19 protein-coding genes are annotated in these 20,954 nt (G+C 41.3%); 8 read left to right on the top strand and 11 right to left on the bottom strand.

Annotated features, from left to right (window positions below):
• Position 1: 1 nt before the first annotated feature.
• Positions 2-559, bottom strand: coding sequence for an O-acetyl-ADP-ribose deacetylase (locus tag LEP1GSC185_RS14645; protein WP_008595396.1), 558 nt, complete (start codon positions 557-559; stop codon positions 2-4).
• Between the two features lie 355 nt (positions 560-914).
• On the opposite strand from LEP1GSC185_RS14645, the gene tmpT reads away from it, so the two are divergent.
• Positions 915-1,544, top strand: coding sequence for a thiopurine S-methyltransferase (tmpT, locus tag LEP1GSC185_RS14650; RefSeq protein ID WP_008594365.1), 630 nt, complete (start codon positions 915-917; stop codon positions 1,542-1,544).
• 99 nt (positions 1,545-1,643) lie between these two features.
• Here the strand turns inward: tmpT and LEP1GSC185_RS14655 are convergent, their stop codons facing one another.
• On the bottom strand, positions 1,644-3,143 hold the full coding sequence (locus LEP1GSC185_RS14655) for a hypothetical protein (RefSeq protein WP_008595184.1): 1,500 nt from the start codon (positions 3,141-3,143) through the stop codon (positions 1,644-1,646).
• Between the two features lie 331 nt (positions 3,144-3,474).
• Between LEP1GSC185_RS14655 and LEP1GSC185_RS14660 the strand changes: the two genes are divergently transcribed.
• Complete coding sequence (locus tag LEP1GSC185_RS14660) at positions 3,475-5,187, top strand: methyl-accepting chemotaxis protein (protein ID WP_008594600.1); 1,713 nt, start codon at positions 3,475-3,477, stop codon at positions 5,185-5,187.
• Here the strand turns inward: LEP1GSC185_RS14660 and LEP1GSC185_RS14665 are convergent.
• Positions 5,184-5,921, bottom strand: a complete 738-nt coding sequence (locus tag LEP1GSC185_RS14665; RefSeq protein WP_008594077.1) for a hypothetical protein — start codon at positions 5,919-5,921, stop codon at positions 5,184-5,186. The two genes, LEP1GSC185_RS14660 and LEP1GSC185_RS14665, sit on opposite strands and share 4 nt — an antisense overlap.
• Before the next feature lie 66 nt (positions 5,922-5,987).
• Entirely contained in the window at positions 5,988-7,022 is a 1,035-nt protein-coding gene (locus LEP1GSC185_RS14670) for a zinc-binding dehydrogenase (RefSeq protein WP_008593519.1), read from the bottom strand.
• Positions 7,023-7,300: 278 nt separating this feature from the next.
• Here LEP1GSC185_RS14670 and LEP1GSC185_RS14675 point away from each other — a divergent pair, with 278 nt between their 5' ends.
• The 3 genes from LEP1GSC185_RS14675 to LEP1GSC185_RS14685 all read left to right on the top strand — a co-directional run bounded on the left by LEP1GSC185_RS14675 (position 7,301) and on the right by LEP1GSC185_RS14685 (position 9,086).
• On the top strand, positions 7,301-7,879 hold the full coding sequence (locus LEP1GSC185_RS14675) for a PaaI family thioesterase (RefSeq protein ID WP_008594296.1): 579 nt from the start codon (positions 7,301-7,303) through the stop codon (positions 7,877-7,879).
• Between the two features lie 76 nt (positions 7,880-7,955).
• Positions 7,956-8,387: an MAPEG family protein gene (locus tag LEP1GSC185_RS14680; protein ID WP_008595670.1), complete on the top strand. Its 432-nt coding sequence runs from the start codon at positions 7,956-7,958 to the stop codon at positions 8,385-8,387.
• An 81-nt stretch (positions 8,388-8,468) separates the two neighbouring features.
• On the top strand, positions 8,469-9,086 hold the full coding sequence (locus LEP1GSC185_RS14685; protein WP_008594238.1) for a glutathione S-transferase family protein: 618 nt from the start codon (positions 8,469-8,471) through the stop codon (positions 9,084-9,086).
• 57 nt (positions 9,087-9,143) lie between these two features.
• On the opposite strand, the gene LEP1GSC185_RS14690 is transcribed toward LEP1GSC185_RS14685, so the two are convergent.
• From LEP1GSC185_RS14690 to LEP1GSC185_RS14720, 7 genes are all read right to left on the bottom strand, one after another.
• On the bottom strand, positions 9,144-11,081 hold the full coding sequence (locus LEP1GSC185_RS14690) for a sensor histidine kinase (RefSeq protein ID WP_008593799.1): 1,938 nt from the start codon (positions 11,079-11,081) through the stop codon (positions 9,144-9,146).
• 69 nt (positions 11,082-11,150) lie between these two features.
• A complete protein-coding gene (locus LEP1GSC185_RS20265) occupies positions 11,151-13,262 on the bottom strand; it encodes a sensor histidine kinase (RefSeq protein WP_008594604.1) in 2,112 nt (703 codons plus the stop codon).
• A gap of 53 nt (positions 13,263-13,315) precedes the next feature.
• Positions 13,316-14,044, bottom strand: a complete 729-nt coding sequence (locus LEP1GSC185_RS14700) for a histidine phosphatase family protein (RefSeq protein WP_008595410.1) — start codon at positions 14,042-14,044, stop codon at positions 13,316-13,318.
• Positions 14,045-14,046: 2 nt separating this feature from the next.
• The gene (locus LEP1GSC185_RS14705; RefSeq protein WP_008594451.1) at positions 14,047-14,442 is read right to left on the bottom strand and encodes a DUF6285 domain-containing protein; all 396 of its coding nucleotides are present in this window, start codon (positions 14,440-14,442) and stop codon (positions 14,047-14,049) included.
• A gap of 10 nt (positions 14,443-14,452) precedes the next feature.
• Positions 14,453-15,496, bottom strand: a complete 1,044-nt coding sequence (locus LEP1GSC185_RS14710) for a phosphotransferase family protein (protein WP_008594928.1) — start codon at positions 15,494-15,496, stop codon at positions 14,453-14,455.
• A gap of 2 nt (positions 15,497-15,498) precedes the next feature.
• Positions 15,499-16,674 carry an acyl-CoA dehydrogenase family protein gene (locus tag LEP1GSC185_RS14715; protein ID WP_008593628.1) on the bottom strand — a complete coding sequence of 392 codons (1,176 nt, stop codon included), beginning with the start codon at positions 16,672-16,674 and terminating at the stop codon, positions 15,499-15,501.
• Positions 16,675-16,695: 21 nt separating this feature from the next.
• The gene (locus tag LEP1GSC185_RS14720) at positions 16,696-17,916 is read right to left on the bottom strand and encodes an SMP-30/gluconolactonase/LRE family protein (RefSeq protein ID WP_008595237.1); all 1,221 of its coding nucleotides are present in this window, start codon (positions 17,914-17,916) and stop codon (positions 16,696-16,698) included.
• Between the two features lie 32 nt (positions 17,917-17,948).
• Here LEP1GSC185_RS14720 and LEP1GSC185_RS14725 point away from each other — a divergent pair, with 32 nt between their 5' ends.
• The 3 genes from LEP1GSC185_RS14725 (at position 17,949) to LEP1GSC185_RS14735 (ending at position 20,896) form a co-directional block, all read left to right on the top strand.
• Positions 17,949-18,581 (top strand): Crp/Fnr family transcriptional regulator, encoded by a 633-nt coding sequence (locus LEP1GSC185_RS14725; RefSeq protein ID WP_008593875.1) that lies wholly within the window; start codon positions 17,949-17,951, stop codon positions 18,579-18,581.
• A gap of 3 nt (positions 18,582-18,584) precedes the next feature.
• Positions 18,585-19,790 (top strand): acyltransferase family protein, encoded by a 1,206-nt coding sequence (locus LEP1GSC185_RS14730; protein ID WP_008597020.1) that lies wholly within the window; start codon positions 18,585-18,587, stop codon positions 19,788-19,790.
• 119 nt (positions 19,791-19,909) lie between these two features.
• Positions 19,910-20,896 (top strand): hypothetical protein, encoded by a 987-nt coding sequence (locus tag LEP1GSC185_RS14735; protein ID WP_008593472.1) that lies wholly within the window; start codon positions 19,910-19,912, stop codon positions 20,894-20,896.
• Positions 20,897-20,954: the final 58 nt, after the last annotated feature.

A 20,954-nucleotide genomic window follows, 5' to 3' on the forward strand; every position in this document is an offset into this window, starting at 1 on the left:
ATTAGAAAAAAGAAATTCCTTCTTTGTAACTTGCCCCGGATTGATTTAGGATTTTTTCATATAGGTCCTTTGTTTCCTGATCGAAACAAACAAAGATCAGCTTTCTGGGGAATTGGTCCTTATGATCCAAGATCGTCCTGACAGCTATAGGGGCCGCCGATTCTTTCGGATATGCATAAACCCCGGTACTGATACTTGGGAGAGCTACGGACTCGAATGCGCGATCCGAGGACAATTGCAGAATGTTTCTATAACAGGTTTCTAATAAAGAAGCTTCTTGATAATCTCCTCCTTTCCAGACCGGACCCACTGCGTGGATCACATATTTAGCAGGAAGTTGACCACCCGTGGTGAGAATACATTGTCCGGTAGGAAGACCATTCGGATATTTTTTGATCTTCAATATCCTAGATTCTTCCATAATCTTTGGTCCGCCCACTCTATGGATGGCGCCATCCACCCCGCCTCCCCCCGATAAGGAAGAATTGGCAGCGTTTACCACCGCATCCGTTTGAATGGACGTAATATCGCCTTTCCAAACAAAAATTTCCATCATCATTTAAAGAGACCAAAAAAGATTCTCTTGCAAGAATAATTTACATTTTATTTTTATAATTCGTTTAATAATTCCAAGAATCATACCTCTTGTTTACCCAGAATTCAGACAGGATTTAGGCTGTTTGAGCTAAGTTTAGAATAAAATAATGGGTATTTTATAACCGCGTCTCTGAGTCCGCACCGGGCCCTTTATCCTGAATTGCATTGTTTGTCTCCGAACTAGCACTCGTGGACATGAATTCAAGTGCATATCCGAATCTCTGCCAAACCGCCGAAAGTGTTGCCAAACATTATGAAACGAATAGTATGGGTGGAACTCATACAAAATGACAGAGTTCGAATTAGAGGGATCACAAATGGAAAAAGACTTTTGGCTAAGCAGATGGAAAGAAAACAATATCGCATTCCACGAAAGTGAGGCAAACCCGCTTCTTCTTAAATATTTCAAAGAACTTTCTATACCGAAGGACAGCCGTATCTTTATTCCGTTATGCGGAAAGACCTTGGATATAGCCTGGTTTCTTTCAAATGGATATAGAGTTGCCGGTGCAGAACTCGTAGAGATGGCAATCCAACAGTTATTCCAAGAATTAGGAGTGGAGCCTAAAATTTCCAAATTAGGCGAACTCATCCTATACAGTGCAAACGGGATAGATATCTTCGTCGGAGATATATTCGATCTTTCTAAAGATGTTTTGGGTCCGGTGGATGCGGTTTATGATCGGGCAGCCTTAGTCGCCCTTCCCCAAGAAACCAGAATTCGGTATTCAGCACATTTAGCCGAAATTACGAATAAAGCTCCTCAACTTCTAATTACTTTCGAATACGACCAATCCAAACTTGCAGGTCCTCCTTTTTCCATTTCAACGGAAGAAGTGAACTTACATTATAAAAAAATGTTTACTATAAAGAATCTCTTAAACCAAGAAATGGCAGGTGGACTAAAAGGGCATTCTGCAAAAGAGAATGTTTGGAGATTATCATAAGGTAATAGGATCGACGCTCGCTTGTTGAAAATGCGAGCATCGACTATATGTTATCGTTACCGAGTTGTTTTTCGCATAGATTATACGATTGTAAGAATATTAAATTCCCTTTAATAATAGATCTATTGTCTTAGAAAGCACAGCTCGAATATCGTCCTTAGCATCTTCGTCAGGAAGGACCTTATGATTCCAGATCTTCAGACCGAATCGGATGAAGAAATTATCTAAAAATTCGGTCTCGATATGGGTCTTCATAGTTGTTTTAGCTGAATCCCTATCCCATCTCAAAACGATGCTGGTTCCCTTTCCATTATTCGCCTTTACTAAAGTTTCGGTGAACTCATAGATAATGGACTGAAGATTTCCCGGGATGAATATATTGATCGCCCAAGAAGGAGCGAAGTATCCGAAAGCTCCGCTTACATCGAATTCTTCTATCTTAGTTATTTTCAAATTGAGAATTCCTGAGGTCGCGGTGTTGGAGAACCTACCTAACAATTGAACGTCGTTGTTTTCCAGCATCAAACCGTAAAGGTTCGCTTCTAAACTCGCTTTCACTACGAAAGGAAACTCGGAGAGAGAACTAAGTGTAAAAGCTTCCTGAGGATAAAAATTCCCCTTCGTATCGTAAGGGATTACCTTTCCGTTCAACGTGAAAAACTTAAAACGGATCTCTCTAGTTTTGGATTCGATGGCGAATTCCGCCAAAGATCTTCCGGAAACATTCGTAATTCTTAACTTAATAAAACCTAAATATTTGATATCATCCAGATAATCGCCTAGATCCGGATAATCTCTCATCAAAGTTTGCTCAATGTTCCCTTCAAATGTAAATGCGGTTACTCCGGGAAGTTTTCCATCTTGTTGGACCTTCAACAAAGAATCTAAACCGAAATAGTAGCCCATGAATTTTGCAAGAGCAGGAAACGATTCCGTAAAATCGTTGATTGCTTTTCTTGCTTCCGGGTCCTTAATTTTTTTGAAGGAAGTAGTTTCAGGTGCGTTGATAGATTTTAGATTATTCGCATCTAGAAAATGTAATCCAGAATCCATCGCACTCAATCCATGTTTATGAGTGAACGGACCTAGATGGGTAAGAACATCCAAATTTCCCGAATAGGAATTCCCGCCGTAAGTCGGATTAGGGTTATGTTTTAATGCAAATTCAGCCGTAAAATCGCCGAAATTAGGAATAGGAACCTCTTTCATCCGTACGGTTTCCAGGCTTACTTTGTATCCGTCGTTTGCGAATCTTCCGCGATAGGTAACGTAATGTTGGCCGTTATCATCCTTGGTCATGTATTCGGAATTAAACAAATTTTTTAATTCAAATCTTTCCAAGGAACGGTCCAGGTATTTATGAAAACCTTCCGCTCTTCCGTCATACTTGTTTTTAATGATCGCAGTTTTCAAAAATTGAAAAAACTGCCTGGAAATATTTCTTCCATCCGGACCGATCGAATCCGGGATTTGTTTTAAAGAAAACGCTGCGGATAAGGACAGTGCAGATCCGCTGATCGCAAACATTAAGATCAGCGAACGGAGTAGCAGTTTCCCGGATTTTTTTTCTCTTTCTATTCTTTCTTTTAGAAGGCTCATTACCGCCTCTCCCTTTTTATAACATTCGTATTATATAAAGCCAGGGGGCTTGATCTCCGACATTAGTCACTGATCCGAACCTGTCAAGTCTATAGCAAACGCTACAATGATCTAAGCCGGAGTAATTCAGATAACTAACAATTGTTTCACTATAGTAAATTCTATTTCGTATACTAAAGAAAGATTTTGTTTGTCTACGAAGAAGGAACTATCCCCTAGGAAATAAATTCTTCCGCCTAATCATCATTCTTCTCATTTAGTGAGCGTAAAGATACTAATTTGCTCGATTTAAATTGCGTTCTATGTTACACTCCCCGCCCGGAGTGTTTTCATGAAATGGTATTTACGACTAAGCTTAAAATTAAAACTAGCGATCCTGTTCTCTTCCGTACTAATTCCTTTTTTAATCATACTGGCTCTTTCTCTCATCAACTCTGCTTCTAGAATTAAGGATATAGAAAGTATCCGAAACGATAGGCTAATTCCTTTAAAACAATTAAAAACAATCTCGGATCATTATGCAATTTCGATCGTGGATTGTGTTCACAAGACAAGAAGTGGCGCCTTCACTTACGAAGAAGGTATCGAAAACTTAGACAAGGCGATGAAAGATATTAAGTCGGAATGGAATACTTACCTCCAAACATACCTGGTTCAGGAAGAAATCGTCCTTATCGAAAAATTAAAACCTCTATTTGAAGAAGCGGATAAGAGTGTAGCAGAAGCAAGAGCGCTCATGGTCTCAAAAGACAAAGAAGGTTTAGGAAACTTTGCGGATAATGAGATGTATACAAAAATAGATCCAGTAGCGGGGAATATAGAAAAGCTGATATCAGTACAGCTACTTATCTCGGAAAAGATCTACCAAAGGGCTGAGACTGAATATGCGTTTAGCCTTGCACTTTTTCTTTTTATTTCCGCGATCACACTCGCCTATATTCTGTATGCCTCCATTAAATTTTCCATCCGACTTGTGCAAGGTCTGAATCGGGTCAGGGTATCCATTCGGGATGCGGATTTTAGTAATCCGATAGAAGTAGAGGAAGACGGTTTAAATCTGGACGAACTCTACCTTCTCTCCTTAGTGTTCCGAAATTTTCAGACAAAAGTAAAGGAGATGCTTTCTTCCATCCTGACTTTTTCGGAATCTATATTAGCCTCTGCTGAACAACTTTCTAGATCCAGCGAGTATCTCTCGGAGAATGCACAAAGTGAATCCGCTTCCGTGGAACAGATCTCAGCGTCGATAGAAGAGATCAGCGCAGGAATGGAACAGGTAACTACTAACGCGGAAGGCCAATACAAACTTATTCTATCCTTTTCCGGAGAAATGAAAGAACTGGATAGTTTGATCACAAAAGTTGGGGATTCAGTTTCGGATTCATTGGGAAAAATTTCCGATATGTATTCCAAAACGGAAGCAGGTAAAAAAACGATGGGAAGCCTGTCGGAGAGTATGATAAAAATTGAATCAAGTTCCGGCGAGATGAGATCCATCACAGCAATCATTCAGGAAATTTCCGAAAAAGTAAACCTTCTCGCATTAAACGCAGCGATAGAGGCAGCCAGAGCAGGAGAACACGGAAAAGGATTTGCAGTAGTCGCAACAGAGATCACAAGACTGGCAGAACAAACGGATCAAAGTACTAAAACGATAGAAAGTCTAATTCGTACGAGTAATCAGGAAATCGAATCCGGTAAAAACTTTGTGGATAGTTGTGTGAAAGTTTATGCGGAAATTTTGGAAGGTCTTTCCTTTATCAAAATTTCTTCGGACAATATAGTTTCCACAATGAAAGTACAACAAGAGAAAAAAGCGACAATCATCACTGCGGTTAACGAAGTAGACTCTAAATCGGAAGAGATCAGGACTTCAGTTAAAGAACAAAAGGTAGCAATCTCGGAAACCGCAAATGCAGTCTCCAATATTTCAGTTACCGTCCAAAATAGCGCTGCGAACTCGGAAGAGATCGCAGGAAGTGCTACCGGGCTTTTAAATATCGCAAAAAGTTTAAGGGATACTATGAGTTTCTTAAAAGCTTAAGAATTATTTTCTGCGTTTTCGGCGGTCTTCTTGTCCGTGCGAATCAAATAATAAGTCGGATATTGCAGAAAAATATCCGAGGTAAGCATGAAGAAGAAGATCACTATCAGCAAAATCTGACCAAATATGGATACCATCATTTCTTCCGAATTTGAAATGAGAGAAACCAAAAGATCCGGAACAAACATGATCACAAATGGAGTCCAGGCCGCGACTATATAGTCGGACCGTTTTATACAGTTCGGTAATTCTTTCAGGCCGTGGATCAAGCTCAACTTTGCAAAAAGTACGGGAAGGATCAAATGTAGGACCAGTCCCAATACGAATGCGAATATTAAATAGAATCGAACGAATTCCGCAGGCAAAGGAGTACTTGGTTCGGTACTTTGTTTTTTTAAGAACTCTTGCAGTTGTGTTCCTAAAAAAGGTTCTATCAGTCGAGCAACGATCAAAAAGAAAAAGATCATAAACAAAACTAAGGTAAGTAAGAATATAAAGTATTTGGAAAATACTATCGGTCTTTCCGGATCCATTCCGGACCGGATCACGAATCCGTTCACCACATAAGTTCCAAGTAATCCTAAAATGATTAGGACTCCGCCCAACGCGACTACGCCACCCGCCTGCATCGTTGGAATTGCACTAAATACTAATAAAAATAAAACGGAACGGACGAGTACTATGAATCGGATCTGTCCTCTGGAAAGTACGTATTGTAAGTATTCTTTAAACATCAGATATCTATCCGTTAGGATTTAAGAAGCGGATACGATAGCAAGCAAAGTTCGTTTTCGGAATAATTAAGGTGCGATCACAAATCGGATCGGATTTCCTTTTCGGTCTTCCAGATCCTGTAGGCTTTGGTTGATATCCTCTAATTTTCTCACATCTGTAATCGATCTGCTAAGATTCAATTTTCCCTGTACATAAAGATCTATCAGTTCCGGGATGGCACGTCTATCGGAACCGTAAGAGCCCGCAACAGTGATCTGCTTTTCAATAATGGAGAACGGGATGGAAAACTTTAAAGGCTCCCTCCCGATCCCTACGAGTACCATTCTTCCTCCAGGATTCATTGCACGAAGGGACTCTTCTATATTCGTCATTCTTCCCGAAAAGTCCGCAAGAAGGTCTATTCCGCCTTTGCATATTTCTTTTAAGGTTTTACCCGGATTTTTTATTTCTCTCAGATTTACGACTTCATCCGCACCGTAAGCAACAGCGTTTTCCAAGGCGCCCTTGTCCACATCCAAAGCAATCACTTTACCTTTTGTCAACGCTCTTGCAATTGCCACTCCGTGAATTCCTAATCCACCGCATCCGAAGACAGCGACATTATCCCCGTCTTGGATCTTTCCTCTGAACTTGATCGCATTATAAGGAGTTGAAACTGCGTCGGCTAAAATTGCACCCTGTTCGAAAGGAACTGACTCGGGTAAAGGATATAAATAACGTTCTTCTACTATATTATATTCTGCGAAACTACCTTCTCTATCGAACCCGAACACTCCTATGTCTTTGCAAAGATTTTCTCTTCCTGCTAGACAATGAGCGCAGACACCGCAACTTGTGCCTGCAGCGATCACTACTCTATCCCCTTTTTTGATACGAGTGACTTTTTCCCCTACTTCTTCCGCTATACCTGATGCCTCATGCCCCGGGATCTGAGGGTAATGTTTACACTTTAAGGTTCCATGTAATACTAAATGTAGATCCGAACCGCAAATACCGCAAGCTTTGATCCTGACTTTTACTTGCTCCGGTCCGAGATGTGGGATCGGAACCTCTTTGATGGTCAAATTTCTTTTTCCGGATTCTAATACTGCGGCTTTCATCTTTCACCCCTCGACGTAAATGAGATTATAAATGGGCGAGAATCGGTCAAGGGATTTGAAGAAGCATTTGGACCTTCTTCTTTTTTAAGAACCTATACCCGAAGGCCCAAACTTTTGGAAGCTATACATCAAATACTTATCCATAACTTTAATCTTGAAACGGACTATCAGTTCGGAAGCAAAACAAATACACTGTTCGTTAGGGACCGACCTTGAATTTCGTCCTTGTTCAGGATCTTTAGGATTTTTCCATGGTACTATAAAAGATAATACAACAGATGACTGCGGAAGACATTTATAGACATATTAAGGCCAGCCAAAATGGACAAGATTGGCATCATAAGAATTGTTTCGGTTGCGGACCGGAAAATAAAAGAGGCTTACACGCTAGCTTTCCTTTTCACGAACCAAGCGGAGAAGTCCGTTTCACTTGGACTATAGAAAAAGATTTTGAAGGAGCGCCGGGTTATGCTCATGGAGGAGCGCTTGCTACTCTATTGGACGAAGCACAAGGCGTTCTTTGTTTTCACTTAGGACATTTTGTAATGACCGACCAATTGTATATGCGTTATTATAAGGCATGTCCGTTGGGAGAAGAATTAGAAGTTCGCTGCTGGGTCACCATGGTCAGGCGCAGAAGGCTTTATACAAAAGGAACAGTACATCTGAAAAAAACAGGAGAACTTCTTCTTTCCTCCAAGGCTCGTTGGTACGATATGCCGGACCGTGTTTTTTCAAGAATGTTCCAAGGTACCGCATTTCCGGTGGATATCATTCTGAAAGTTCTAGAAGAGAATCAAAAACGAGGAAAAGAAATCAGGAAACGTCTCAAAAAAGAGAAACTGAGATCGGAGTAAGTTTATTTTTTGCTCGCATTAATCCGATTCAAGTCCGATCCTATGCTCCGTCAATCTTTGCACTTAGGAGTGTAAAATGGAATCTTCTTGGCAGGTCTTCGCAATCGTTTCAGTTCTTCTTTTTTTAAAATTACTTTCCACTTCCATCGTCCAGGGTTTGGTCCGGCTCAAGACCAAAACTTTCCGGTGGAAAGAAGACGCCGAATTTTTTACGAATTCGTTTCCGGCTACGGATGATCACACGATAGTCGCGACTGCAAACGGAGTATTTCGGAACGATTTGGAGAATATTCCGATTTTCTTATTCTTACTGATCGGATATATCCACACTTACAGTTGGCATGAGGGAACCATCATCTACTCCGGGATTTTTATAATATCCAGGATACTACATTCGATTTTTTATTTCCTGCATAAACAACCTTGGAGAAATATCGCGTACGATTTGGGGATCTTGAGTATGTTACTTCTGTCAGGACACATCATACATTCCGTTTTTTTTGCCTGACAGAGTAAGTTCCTCGGAAAAATAAAAAGGATTTGTTCCAAAAGAATTCCGTCGAGAGTCTAAAGCTCAAAGGAGAATCATTTGATCGAATTATATACCGCAGGGACGCCTAACGGGAAAAAAGCTTCCATCATGTTGGAAGAATTAGGGATCCCTTATACAGTACATCCAATCGACTTTAGTAAATTAGAACAAAAAGAAGAATGGTATCTCAAAATTAATCCGAACGGCAGGATCCCCGCCATTATAGATAAAGATAATGGTGACTTTCCGGTTTTCGAATCGGGAGCCATTCTGATCTATCTCGCGGAAAAATACGGAAAATTTCTTCCTAAAGATCCGAAAGAAAGATCGATCGCAATCCAGTGGCTCATGTTCCAGATGGGTGGAATTGGCCCTATGCAAGGACAGGCAAATCATTTCGTTAAGTTTGCTCCGGAAAAAATTCCGTATGCAATGAACCGTTACGTGGATGAAACAAAACGTTTATATTCCGTTTTAGAAAGACGTTTGAAGGAATCGGAATATCTTGCGGGAAACGAATTGAGTATCGCGGATATTGCCACCTGGCCTTGGGTAAAAGCTAGATCTTATATAGATCTATCCTTAGATGATTATCCTAAGCTTAAAGCATGGGAAGAAAAATTGGGAGCAAGACCTGCATTCATAAGAGGAAGCGAAGTTCCTAAAAAATCGTAAAGCCACAAAGCCGCTCCCTTTAAAAAGAGCGGCTTTTTAACATTCAAGAGTATTTGTCTAATGAAACGTCGATTGGTTCGGATTAGGATCGGCATAAGTCGGAATTTTTTCTGCCAAAGGAAGATGAACTCTAAATGTGGTCCTTCCCGGAACGGAATCGAAATCTATTTTTCCATGATGCCTTTCCACAATCTTTCTGCAAATATCTAGACCTAAACCGCTTCCTTCTCCTTTTTCCTTTGTAGTGAAGAACGGTTCAAAAATCCGATCTTGTATCTCTTTTGGGACCCCTGGACCGTTGTCTGTCACGGAAACGATCAGGTAATTGTCTTTGATATGAGATTCAAGATCCAATCTACCCTGGTAAGAAATCGCCTGAAACGCGTTATTGATCAGATTGGCCCAAACCTGGGTCAATTGATCCGCTTGTCCCTTTACCAGGGAATTATCTGCAAAATTCCTACGTATCTCCACTCCTTGCTTTACTTTATTATAATATATTGTGAGAACCAGATCCATTTGTTCTCGAATATCGATAAGACTGATTCCTGTGTGATCTTGATATACATAGGTTTTTAAAGCTCGAATTACTCTTGCCGCTTTAGACGCGGCCTCGCGAACCACATTACTATATCTTAAAATTCCCGAGAGATTATAAGCATTTGCAACTAATGTAGGGAATTTTTCTTTATGAATGTTTTGAACTAAGTCCGGAATATCATCTACTTTTATACCTAATTCTGCAAGGTTTTCCGATAAAAACTCGGAAGATGGAAATCCAAGATTTTGTAATGTTTCCCGAATGATCTTCCGATTTTTTCTTTCCTCGGAAGAGTCATAAAAGTCGGGAAAAATACTTCCCTTTGTGAAAATTTTCTTCCAAGTTTCTCTTTCATGAGTATCTAATTCAGCAAATTCACAGAGTAATTTTTCCCAATCTTGGCGAAAGACACTTTGTATTCCTTCATTAGAAGAGATGATCGCTCCTAAAGGTGTATTAACCTCGTGAGCAATACCGGCGATCAATTGTCCAAGCACAGCCATCTTTTCGGATTGTACTAACTGCGCTTGGGTTGACTTCAGCTCTTCCAATGTTAGGAGTAGATCTCTATTCGTATTTTCTAAATAAGTGTTTGTTGCTTTTAGCTCTTCCGTTCTAAGAACTACTTTTTGTTCTAGGTCTTCGTTTAACTTCCGGATCTCTTCTTCCGCTCTTTTTCTTTCCGAAATATCTCTTACAATCGCTTGTAACAAAGCCTTGCCGTTTAGAGTGACTGAAGTTAACGTCACCTCTGCATCAAAATTGGTCCTGTCTTTTCTACAATGTAACCAATCAAACGTCTGGGGCTTACCTGAAAGAGCTGCTTGGATTTTTTGGAAAGCTTTTTGTGACGAAGAAACTCCATCCGGCTGGATCTCAGGGGAAAAATCCACAGGCGAAGCTCCTATTATATCTTCTCTTTTACAAGCAAACATCTCCTCCGTTTTAGGATTACATTCCAGAAAGACACGATCGTCCATTAGAAAGATCGCCTCACCAGCGGATTCGAATAATGTCTTAAATTTTACTTCGTGTTCTTCTAACGCTTCTTGAGCGACACGAATATCCGAGAGAGTTACCGCAAGTCTTTCTTCCGTTTTCTTTCTTTCCGTCAAATCTTCGAAGATCAAAGATGTACCGAAAACTCCTGATTCGTCAAAAAGTGGATTCACTCGGATGCGAACCTGTAACAAAAGACTGCTTATCGTAGTATTATAAGGCCCTTCGTAATCGGATGCTTCTCCCTTGAGACCTTTGCCGATCAATGAAGAAACTATAGTGTCTTTCAGGTCGGAATAAGAGAACCCGATGATCTTTTCTCTTGCCGCTCTTAAGAAACGGAGAGAAGAATCATTTGCTTCTATAATTTTACCCTGCCTATCGAATATCATCAGTCCGATAGGGGATTGCTCGAATAGATCGCGATATACGTTTTCGCTCTTAGGTCCGTTCATAAGGATCTGGAAAAAAATTCGAAAGCTCGCACAACTCTGTACGGGCAATTTTTGGGATCAACCTAATAATTAGGATATTGCAGGGAGGGTAACGTAGAATGTAGTACCTTCTTCCGAACTGACGAATCGAATGGTGCCTCCGTGTTCTTCTGCCACATTTTTGCAAATATCTAGGCCAAGCCCGGTCCCCTCTCCAGGTGATTTGGTGGTGAAGAATGGATCAAAAATCCGGTCCTTGATCTCTGTGGGTATTCCGCTTCCGGTGTCTTGAACGGAAATTTCCCAAAAGTCGCCTTTTCGTTCCGCATCTACGAATATTCTGCCGGAGTAATTCATTGCGTGTAAGGCATTTGTGATCAAATTGGTCCAGATCAGATATAACCTTTCCGGATCTCCCAGCACTCTTGCGAATTCCGGAATATTGACATCCACAAGCACCTTGTTTTTTATTTTAGAATAGTATAATGTGATAATATTCTCTATCTGTTCTTTAGGAGAAACCGATTCGGAGTGAGGTTTCCAATCTCCTTCTCCGGAAGCATAACTTTTTAACGCTTGGATCACTCTTGATGCCTTGATAGAAGCATCTAAGATCAATTGGCTGGATCTGGAAATACCGGAAAGTGCGGATGCATTGCTTACGATCATCCACCCTCTCTCTCCTTTTGGGATCTTATCCGCCAATTCGGAAACTTGATCGGGAGAAATTCCCAGATCAGTCAAAGCATCCGCCATCACGAGAGAATTTTCTATGCCGGATTCTTTTAAAATAATTTCCGATCTTTTTCTTTTGGATCTTTCTTCCTTGGAATCGAAGTCCGAATTGACTGAACTTCCCATCTTGAAAAGTATCCCCCAGAATTCTCTTTCTTCCTTATTAAAACTGGAATAATCTTTTAAGAGCTTTTCCCAAGGTTCGCTTAGAATGGAAAGAATTCCTTCGGTGGAAGAACGAATCGCACCTAACGGAGTATTCAACTCATGCGCTATCCCCGCCATCAACCTTCCTAAAACGGCCATCTTTTCGGATCGAACCAGATTTTCTTGTGTCTTTCTGAGTTCGTCCATGGCTGCTCTAAGTTTATCGTTGGCAGTCACCAAATACGTATTAGTTGATATTAATTCTTCCGTTCTTTCCGCAACTGTGATCTCTAATTTTTTATTCGCGTTTCGGATCACTAGTTCCGCAGTTGCCAAGTCGGACACTAGTAAACTTTGTCTCAAACTTGCTATCACCACCATTACGCCGGAACAGAACCAGATCACTAATCGAATGATCTCGGGCAAACCCGGTAAAGTTAAAGAAAGAACGATAGCTGCCGAACAAACGACGACTTCTAATAAGGGGAGAATTCTTAAGAGTCCGCTCTCTGTTCCCGATTCTTTTTCAATTTCTCCGGAAGAACTTGGAGCCCAGGTCAAAGTCCCATATCCTAAAAGCAGAATACTGGCCGAAAAGCCTGCGTTTGTTAATGTCCCGTCTTCCGGAACGCTGATCAAAAATATGGAATTCCATTGCAACCAACTGATCCCCATCCCCGCTAGCCCGATTACCAAACATAAAAAAGAAAAGTCCGCCTTTAAACGTAAGGAAGGTTTCATCAAGGCGCCTATGCAGGCGGCAGAAAGCGTGAATACCGGATAAACGGATAAGGTCAATAATTGGAACCAAGGTCTATCTTCTTTTTTAGAAAGATATAATACTAGGGTAACCGCAAGAACTGCGATCGCAAGTCCTAATGCGTCCATTACGGCCACCTTCATCCGATTAGTTGGAACTCTATCTTTTAAGAACCGAGCAAATCCTATGGCAAAGAATGGCCCTAACCATGGATAGAATAAGTCGCTTGGCGCAGGAAAACTATAGAACTTGGAGAGAGCTTGGATATCCCAAACTACCTGGCCCAAAAGATAGGAAAGAAGTCCTAAAAAAAACCAGAATCTGAATCTTTTGGTCTCTCCTTTTGAAGATCTGTAACCGAACCAAGCAGTGATCGTAGCGATCGCGATAGACGAGGTCCAATGTATATTATCGTAAATGCGTAATAATTCCGTTTCATCCGTGAAATATATAAGAAGAAACAGTAGGAGAACGAATGCAGACCCTAAGTATATGGAGAGAAATCCTAAATTTCTATCCTTTGAGGAACGAATTTCTAGTACAGTACCCAAGGAATTCATGCGGATCAGCGGGGCAGAATCCTACACCTTCAAAGGCCGAAGTCCACACTTTTTTAGTATAATGTCCTTGAACTCTTATCCGGAATATGAGGAAGGAAGTTTAAACTCACCGGTATATATCTTCCTCTTACCCAACGAAACATACTTACAGAACTGTTCCAGATCCAAGGCATCCAAGTAAAAACATCTTCATCTTGTCTAAGCATCTTCTTCAAAGTTAAAGAAATAGGAGTTCCGGAAGTAAAAATAAAAAGTTTTTCCGCATCGCCAGGTTGGAAATAAGTATCGCAGGCTAAGTCCACCCTGGATTGAAAATGAGCGAAAGTTTCGATCCCTTCCGGAGTAAAGTCCCCTTTTCTCCAGAAAGACAAGATTTCCTCGGTCAATTTAAAAAATAAGGCTGCGGATCGAACTCCGCCTTTCAATCGCACTTTAGAAAATTGTAATAATGATCTTTGAAAGTCAGGTCTAACTGCAGAAAGATATTCCGCATATTTTTTCCACAATTCGGGGGGAAATTCATTCCAGTTAGGATCGAAAGAATGAAAATTGGATGTGGTCTTAAGATCGGAATGTACGGAACTTACTCCTTTCATAAAAAATTCGGCGGTCTCTTTATGCCTTCTCATTGTCCCTGAGATGATCTTATCCGGAAAATCTCCATTAGAAGCCATATACTTTCCAAGGGCAAATGCCTGTTCTTTTCCCCTGTCGGTCAATAGATCGTAATCCTCTCCTGTGGAGTTCGCCTGTCCGTGGCGAATCAAATATATAGCGGACATATTTAGGATTCCGTAGTGAATCTAGGATTTACGATCTCTACTTTTTCGATAACGGATTCTTTTATATGTTTCCAGTATTCCGTATCTTCCAAAGATTTTTTTTCCTTTCGGATAATATCTCTTAACTCTTCATTCCAAGCAGAAGTCAGATTCTTCTTTTCATTCCAAGTTTTAGGAAAATCCGTTTTTTTGCCGAGTAAGGAGGATAGTCTAGAAAGCTCCTTATCCAAGGATTCTTCTCCGGAACGTATTTCTCTGGAGATCACTCCGAGCATATTCCAACTTACTAATGTTTTATACGCTAAAAGATCCTTGTCCTTAAATTCAGGCAAAACTTCCTTCATTAGAAAATCCTGGATCGCTTCCAATAATTCCGTCGCGCTTGGTTTATCCTGCATTATGATTCCCTTATTTTATGGACTCTTCTATGAGTCTCATGGCCTCGTATTCCATCTCGCAGGCCCTTCTTCCTATGGACGCGAGCTCGATTCCTTTATCCTTTCCGGAAAGATGACGTTCTGCTTGGCCAATACAACCGATCGCCCAACGAAGGTTTCCCATCACTTCCCAATATCTAATCTTGATCGGATCCAATTTTACGCCGGAAGCCTTTTCGTAGATCTCATAGAACTCGGAACGATCCGCAAAGCCACCCGCTTCTTTATTTAGTTTTCCGAATCTCCAATCTCTCATACATAACCAAGTTAGATCTTCATGACGATCTCCCCAATGCGCAAATTCCCAGTCCACAATCCCTTGCAAACCTTCTGAATTTACCATAAAGTTTCCCGTTCTAAAATCTCCATGAATTAGAACTTCGGCATCACTTTCGGGAGCATTCTTCTCCAACCAATTCAAAATGATTTCCATTGCCGGGTATGCTCCGTCCATGGACTCCAATTGGGTGCGTAAGGCCTGGACGGAACCTTGGGCTACCGTTTTGCCGCTTATATGTTGTCCTAGATTCAAAACTTCTTTTAGTTTCTCATCCTTACATTTTTCAGGAGTCACCGAATGGATACGTGCAAGATTTTCCGCAAGTTCTTGCATAATTTGTTTACGGACCTTATTCAAACTCGGATCCTTCACTACGAATCTTCCTGTAGCTTTACCTTGGATCCTTTTCATAAAATAAAATGGATTACCGGTTACAGAGTTATCAGATTCCAACCAAAACGGTTCAGGAGTTTTGACTCCTGCTTCAAAGGCCATTCTACAAACTTTGAACTCGTCGATCCGGGACAGAGAAGCAAGCAAAGAAGCGCCTTTATCGGTTCGATATACGGTCTGGTATTGTCCGGACTCGGGACCGCCGTTCACCTTTATGTCCGCGGAAAAATTTTCCTGGCAGGCTCCTCCCGAAAGAGAAACCATATTAGCGATTTCTACTGTTCCTTGGAGCCTTTTTCCTAAATATGATTCCAGTCTTTCCTTCAATTCGGAATCTTTCACGATCAGAAGCTCTCCTTTCCGGATATTAAATTCCTGCCGATCACCATCTTATGGGTTTCGGTAGGGCCGTCTGCGATCCTTGCGGCTCTTGCATCTCTATAAAATAATTCTAATTTAAGATAACGACTAAAACCGTGAGATCCGCAGATCTGAATGGCCCTGTCTATACATTTGTTCAACGTTTCACTCACCTGCCATTTAGCTAACGAAACTGCCTGTCTTGCATCCCCGTTTTTGCGAAGAATGTCGGCCGCCTTTAATGTAAGTAAAAAGCCCGATTCTATTTCCAAAGAGGATTCCGCAAACATCCATTGGATCCCTTGGTGATCTGCGAGTTTTCCGCCGAACAATTCTCTTTTGATCGCATATTCTCTTGCGATCTCCATAGACCTTCTGGCAAGTCCGATCCATCTCATACAATGTGTGAGTCTTGCTGGTCCCAATCTCTCTTGGGAAAGGCGGAAACCTTCTCCGATTTTTCCCAATACTTGGGACTCATGCACTTTTACGTTTTCGAATTTTAACTCGCAATGTCCGCCCGGACCATGCGAACCTAAAACCCCGATCTCCTGTACCATCGTATATCCGGGAGCATCTGTCGGAACTAAGAACATAGAAGTGCGTCTGAAACTATCGTTTACCTTGGACATCACGATCAAAAAGGAAGCGCCGTTGGCCCCGGTGCAGTACCATTTATGACCGTTCAGAATATAATGATCACCGTCCTTCTCCGCGTTAGTCGAAAGGGAGGTAGGATCGGAACCTGCGCCTGGAGGAGGTTCGGTCATTGCGAACCCGGAACGAATCTTTCCTTCTACAAGAGGATGGTAATACTTTTTCTTTTGCTCTTCGTTCGCAGCTAAGTGAAGAAGGTGCATATTGCCCTCGTCCGGGGCGTCACAATTGCAAAGATAAGGAGCGATCGGAGAACGTCCCAACTCGCTGAATACAAGCGCTGTGCCTACTAAATCCAGACCCAAACCGCCTTCCGACTTGGGAAGATGTGCAGTCCATAAGCCTCTTTTTTTGGCTTCTTCTCTCAATTTTTGAACGATTGGCTCAGGCATTCTACCATGATCGTAATCGTAATGATCTTCTGCAGGGATGGCAACCTCATCCACGAATGCTTTTGCCTTTGCCCTGATCTCGTCTAATTCCTTTGGTATGGATAAATCCATGATATATTCAATTTTCCTTATTTATTCTTTTATTAATTCGGAAGGGAGCTTAAACTTCCCTATCCTGTCGTTATGAAGACTTCCCAGATAGATATACTCCCCTTTTCTTTTTACGGAGGTTATCTCTTTTAAGTGTTTTCCCTTAGGCTCTTGGAAACTCGCCTCTACTATCCCGTTTTCGTCCAGGATCACGGCAAAAGCGTACGGTTGAGGTTTAGGCCAAAGAAATTTTGGGAGTTTGGCCACGATAGATTTTGCCCAAGGACGAGGGTGGAGGATCTTATCCACCATATTATTACGAACGGTGAATAACGCTAAATAGAGGTGACCCCTTCTGTCCGAAGAAATATTGTCCGGAAAACCGGGAAGGTTCTCCACCCAGATCTCGCTTGTTCCCGCCTTAGGTCCTTTGATCCAATATCTATGGATCCTATATTTATAAGTTTCGTTTAATACTAGAAAATCCTCGTTTTTAGAAAGTGCCACACCATTCGGGAAAAAAAGATCTTTCATGAGAGTTGTCGTCTTTTTTGTACGAGGATCATATTTCAATAAACGACCGTGAGGAACAGACTCCATTAGATCATACAAATATTCCGCCGAGCCGTATTTATCGCTCGCATCCGAAAAATAGACAGTCCCGTCCTTAGCTACATCCAGATCGTCCGTGAATTTGAAAGGAACTCCTTCGGATTCGGTGCTCAACACTTCTACCTTTCCATCTTTGCCGATCTGAAGAAGACCTTTGATCGCGTCCGCAACTATGATGGAACCGTCCCCTAATAATTTCATTCCAAGAGGACGCCCTCCCGTGAATGCGTGCGCTTTCATTTCTCCGTCTTTGGAAATGAGATACACTTTGCCATCTTCACTCGCAGAGTAAATATTACCGTCGTCATCCGGTTCGATATCTTCAGGACCATGTATCTTTCCGAGTGCGATTAGTTCTGCGGATTCCAAAGCTTTGTTCTCTTGGAAGGCGCCGATCAAACCCGTATCCACAGGAGGTTGGTAGGCAATGGGTTGGATAGGAGAAGGTTTGAGTGCAAAACCTATTATAAAAATGATAATGAACGCTGCAGAGAGCAGGAGGATTTTTTTCGTGTTCACGATTCCCTCCTTAGGGAAAACGAATGAGACGCTACTTACGAAGGTCGGGCAGTCAACGTAAAATTCTGAGGTTCCCGCCTTCTTACCAGAATAATTGATTGCGGCTCCCAACCAATCGCCGATATCGTACATGAGGACTAAAAACTTTTCCAGTCCGTTTTAGCATGAAGATCTCCGAAGATATGGTAAACAAACACGGTCTCCGCTTTAAGGAATCCGCTGTTATTTTCGACGAGAACGAACCTGCAGACCAAATGTATCTGATCCTTTCCGGAAAAGTGGGGATCCATAAAAAAGTAAAAGAAGCATTCAAACTTCTAATAGAACTGAAAGAAGGGGATATGTTCGGTGAGATGGCGCTGGTGGATCGTAAGCCCAGAAGTGCAAGAGCCATCGCAAAAACCGACGTCTTATTATTTGCGATCACCGAGAGTGTGTTCTATAACCTAATCCAGACCAACCCTTCTTTCTCTTTAAAGATGGTAAAAATGCTTTCTTCCAGATTGAGAGAGACCAACCAAACCATAGCTAGTCTTTTAAAAGGAGACAGAAAGAATATTGTTACTTCCGCACTCGTCACTTTCGCGCAAACGAGGGGAGAACAGATAGAGGGACAATACAAGGTACATTTGGCCGCGTTTATGAAATGGGCCATCTTAAGAGTCGGATTGGAACACACTGATTTGGTATCCGCGATCAATCTTTTAGTAAAAGACAAATTGATCGAACAACCTAAAAACGATCCCAGCCATATATTGATACGGGATACGTTTTTTAAATACACATTGGACCAGTAATTCTTGGCTGAACAAAGCTCACCGGCCAAACAAAGCAGGCTGGATTATTTAGACAATCTCAGATCCTTTGCGCTACTATTGGGCTTAGCGTTCCATGTGGCGATAGTATATGCCGCAATCATCATATATCCATTAAGAAATAATGATAGATCTATAGCTTTTGACGTATTCGGAGAATGGGTCCATCTTTTCAGAATGCCTATGTTTTTTGTACTTTCCGGATATTTTACGGAGAGGATCTATCTTTCTAAAACATTAAAGGAATTTTTAAGACTTAGAGGGTTAAGGATCATCCTCCCCCTGATACCGGGGATCATATTGTTCGCACCGATGCAATATTATGTGAACGCATTACAGGAAGGTTACCAAGGGAATTATTTCAAGTTTTTATGGGAAGAATTCTTACTTAAGAATCCGGCTCCTTCCCATCTTTGGTTCATACTCTATTTAGCGTTATACACATTTTTATATCTCGGCGTCCGTCCGGTAATCTCCAGGATCGGTGCGTTCATACTACCTTCTTCCAGATACGGAGAAGCAGTGACTAAAAAAAGATCCAGCATAAAATGGGAAACATTACTCATTGCAGGAATTTGGTGCACGATTTGGACTTGCGGGATTAATTACTTTTTCTTAAAGGACGAAAAATACTTCAATATAGAACCGGTCCAGTTCATATATGATTTCAGCTTTTTCCTATTCGGAAGTTTTTTGATCGGAAAAGAAAGTACGATCTTAAAAGGAGAAACTGATCGTTTCGAGATCATCCTACTCGGATTTTTATCTCTTATCTTTTTCGGATTATTTTATTGGATCAGCACAATCGATCCATACTGGTCTTATTTCGGATATACAGGATACTGGAACAGAATACTTCATATTTTTCTAAAGTGTTTGGGCGGATGGATCTGGATCTCGTTTTTCATCCGACTCTTCCAGCTATTTTTCAACAAAGCGGGAAAACTCAGTTTTTATTTAAGAGAGTCCAGTTTACCGGTGTATCTGATCCATCATCCTATTTCTCTCGGAATCGGATTCTTAGTGGTAAACACTCACCTTTCTATTTGGGCCAAATTTTCTATTCATATCTTTTTAGTTTATGCTGTCACTTTCTTGGTGTATCATTTCGTCATCCGAGACTCCAACTTCTGGCTGACTGTGCTCGGGAATAAAGGGATCAGTTTTAAAAGGAATATAAAGGTTAGGTGATCCAAAAAATCCTAACGCCTTCGGCTTCTACTCATAACGAAGCTCAAACCTAGTAATTCTACGAATAGAAATTTATTTACATAGGGTCCATAATTTTCCTCAAAAAAGGCAAGGAAATCATGAACCCTAATCGAAAAGCTTGGATCTATATTCTTTTATTCTACACGATAGGACTGCTAGGTTGTAAAAAAGACAATAGCGGTACCGATCCTTTAATGTATTTAGTCGCACTTAATAGTCTTCCTGTCGCCGATATCGTTTTTGAAAAAGGTTTCCCAGGTTCGGACAATATTCTTACTACAAATAATTTCACAGGAGTTGCAGGGGATTATACGATCACTATCGGAGGAGAGGCAGCAACCGGGATCAGTCTTCCCGGGGACGGAAGTCTAGAATTTATCATGCCTAGCGTCTCGGGGATCACAGAAAATACCACTTTACAGCTTGTGGTCACCAAAAACGGAAATCCGTTCCTTTCAAAAACCGTAAGATATAGACCTATAGTAGACATTACCTTAGGAGCCCCGAACAGTTATAGCAGACTTGTTAGCGCTGCGGATCAAAGTAGCTATCTCGGAATTACGTTAGGAAGTACAGGGGATGTTCTTTTTAATATCTTCGGATATTTCGGGGCCAATCTGAACTTATACTATTATAGCAGCCCGACCGGTTCCAAAACCACAATTGTGGAAAACGGAAAAGTAGGAGCCCAATTCAAAAAGGCAAATCTTGCGAGCGGGACTTACATTATAGAAGTAAAATATTCTAGCGGCGCATTCCCCGCAAGTTATAGAACGAATATCGCAAACGGTCAAATCCAAGCGACTTCGGTTTCCAACCAAATGGACTACGCCAGATGTTATGATACCTTGGCTAGCGGAACCACATACGTAGGGGCTTCGAACGATTGTAACGGCTTAAACGGAGGCACATATACTCGCAGCGGACGATGCACTTACCCGACAGACGGCGGAATTACTACCAGAAGTTATTATACAAGTGGAACTGGGTTTGGCGGATTCGATCCTTGGTATGCAGAAACTACCTGCACCCAACCTGGCTACGGATCTTATAACGAATCTGAAGCTATCTACGAATTCAATTAAAAGGAAGTCCTTCATAATTTTATAATATTTCCGCGGGTTCGGAAAATTTTAAGGATTG

Origin of the sequence: Leptospira licerasiae serovar Varillal str. VAR 010, from assembly GCF_000244755.1 — a bacterium.
Lineage (GTDB): Bacteria > Spirochaetota > Leptospiria > Leptospirales > Leptospiraceae > Leptospira_B > Leptospira_B licerasiae.

Bases quoted from the DNA above. Each gene is read 5' to 3' on its own strand.
- LEP1GSC185_RS14645 (WP_008595396.1), bottom strand. From the start codon at position 559: ATGATGATGGAAATTTTTGTTTGGAAAGGCGATATTACGTCCATTCAA.
- tmpT (WP_008594365.1), top strand. From the start codon at position 915: ATGGAAAAAGACTTTTGGCTAAGCAGATGGAAAGAAAACAATATCGCA.
- LEP1GSC185_RS14655 (WP_008595184.1), bottom strand. From the start codon at position 3,143: ATGAGCCTTCTAAAAGAAAGAATAGAAAGAGAAAAAAAATCCGGGAAA.
- LEP1GSC185_RS14660 (WP_008594600.1), top strand. From the start codon at position 3,475: ATGAAATGGTATTTACGACTAAGCTTAAAATTAAAACTAGCGATCCTG.
- LEP1GSC185_RS14665 (WP_008594077.1), bottom strand. From the start codon at position 5,921: ATGTTTAAAGAATACTTACAATACGTACTTTCCAGAGGACAGATCCGA.
- LEP1GSC185_RS14670 (WP_008593519.1), bottom strand. From the start codon at position 7,022: ATGAAAGCCGCAGTATTAGAATCCGGAAAAAGAAATTTGACCATCAAA.
- LEP1GSC185_RS14675 (WP_008594296.1), top strand. From the start codon at position 7,301: ATGACTGCGGAAGACATTTATAGACATATTAAGGCCAGCCAAAATGGA.
- LEP1GSC185_RS14680 (WP_008595670.1), top strand. From the start codon at position 7,956: ATGGAATCTTCTTGGCAGGTCTTCGCAATCGTTTCAGTTCTTCTTTTT.
- LEP1GSC185_RS14690 (WP_008593799.1), bottom strand. From the start codon at position 11,081: ATGAACGGACCTAAGAGCGAAAACGTATATCGCGATCTATTCGAGCAA.
- LEP1GSC185_RS20265 (WP_008594604.1), bottom strand. From the start codon at position 13,262: ATGAATTCCTTGGGTACTGTACTAGAAATTCGTTCCTCAAAGGATAGA.
- LEP1GSC185_RS14700 (WP_008595410.1), bottom strand. From the start codon at position 14,044: ATGTCCGCTATATATTTGATTCGCCACGGACAGGCGAACTCCACAGGA.
- LEP1GSC185_RS14705 (WP_008594451.1), bottom strand. From the start codon at position 14,442: ATGCAGGATAAACCAAGCGCGACGGAATTATTGGAAGCGATCCAGGAT.
- LEP1GSC185_RS14715 (WP_008593628.1), bottom strand. From the start codon at position 16,674: ATGGATTTATCCATACCAAAGGAATTAGACGAGATCAGGGCAAAGGCA.
- LEP1GSC185_RS14720 (WP_008595237.1), bottom strand. From the start codon at position 17,916: ATGTACGATATCGGCGATTGGTTGGGAGCCGCAATCAATTATTCTGGT.
- LEP1GSC185_RS14725 (WP_008593875.1), top strand. From the start codon at position 17,949: ATGAAGATCTCCGAAGATATGGTAAACAAACACGGTCTCCGCTTTAAG.
- LEP1GSC185_RS14735 (WP_008593472.1), top strand. From the start codon at position 19,910: ATGAACCCTAATCGAAAAGCTTGGATCTATATTCTTTTATTCTACACG.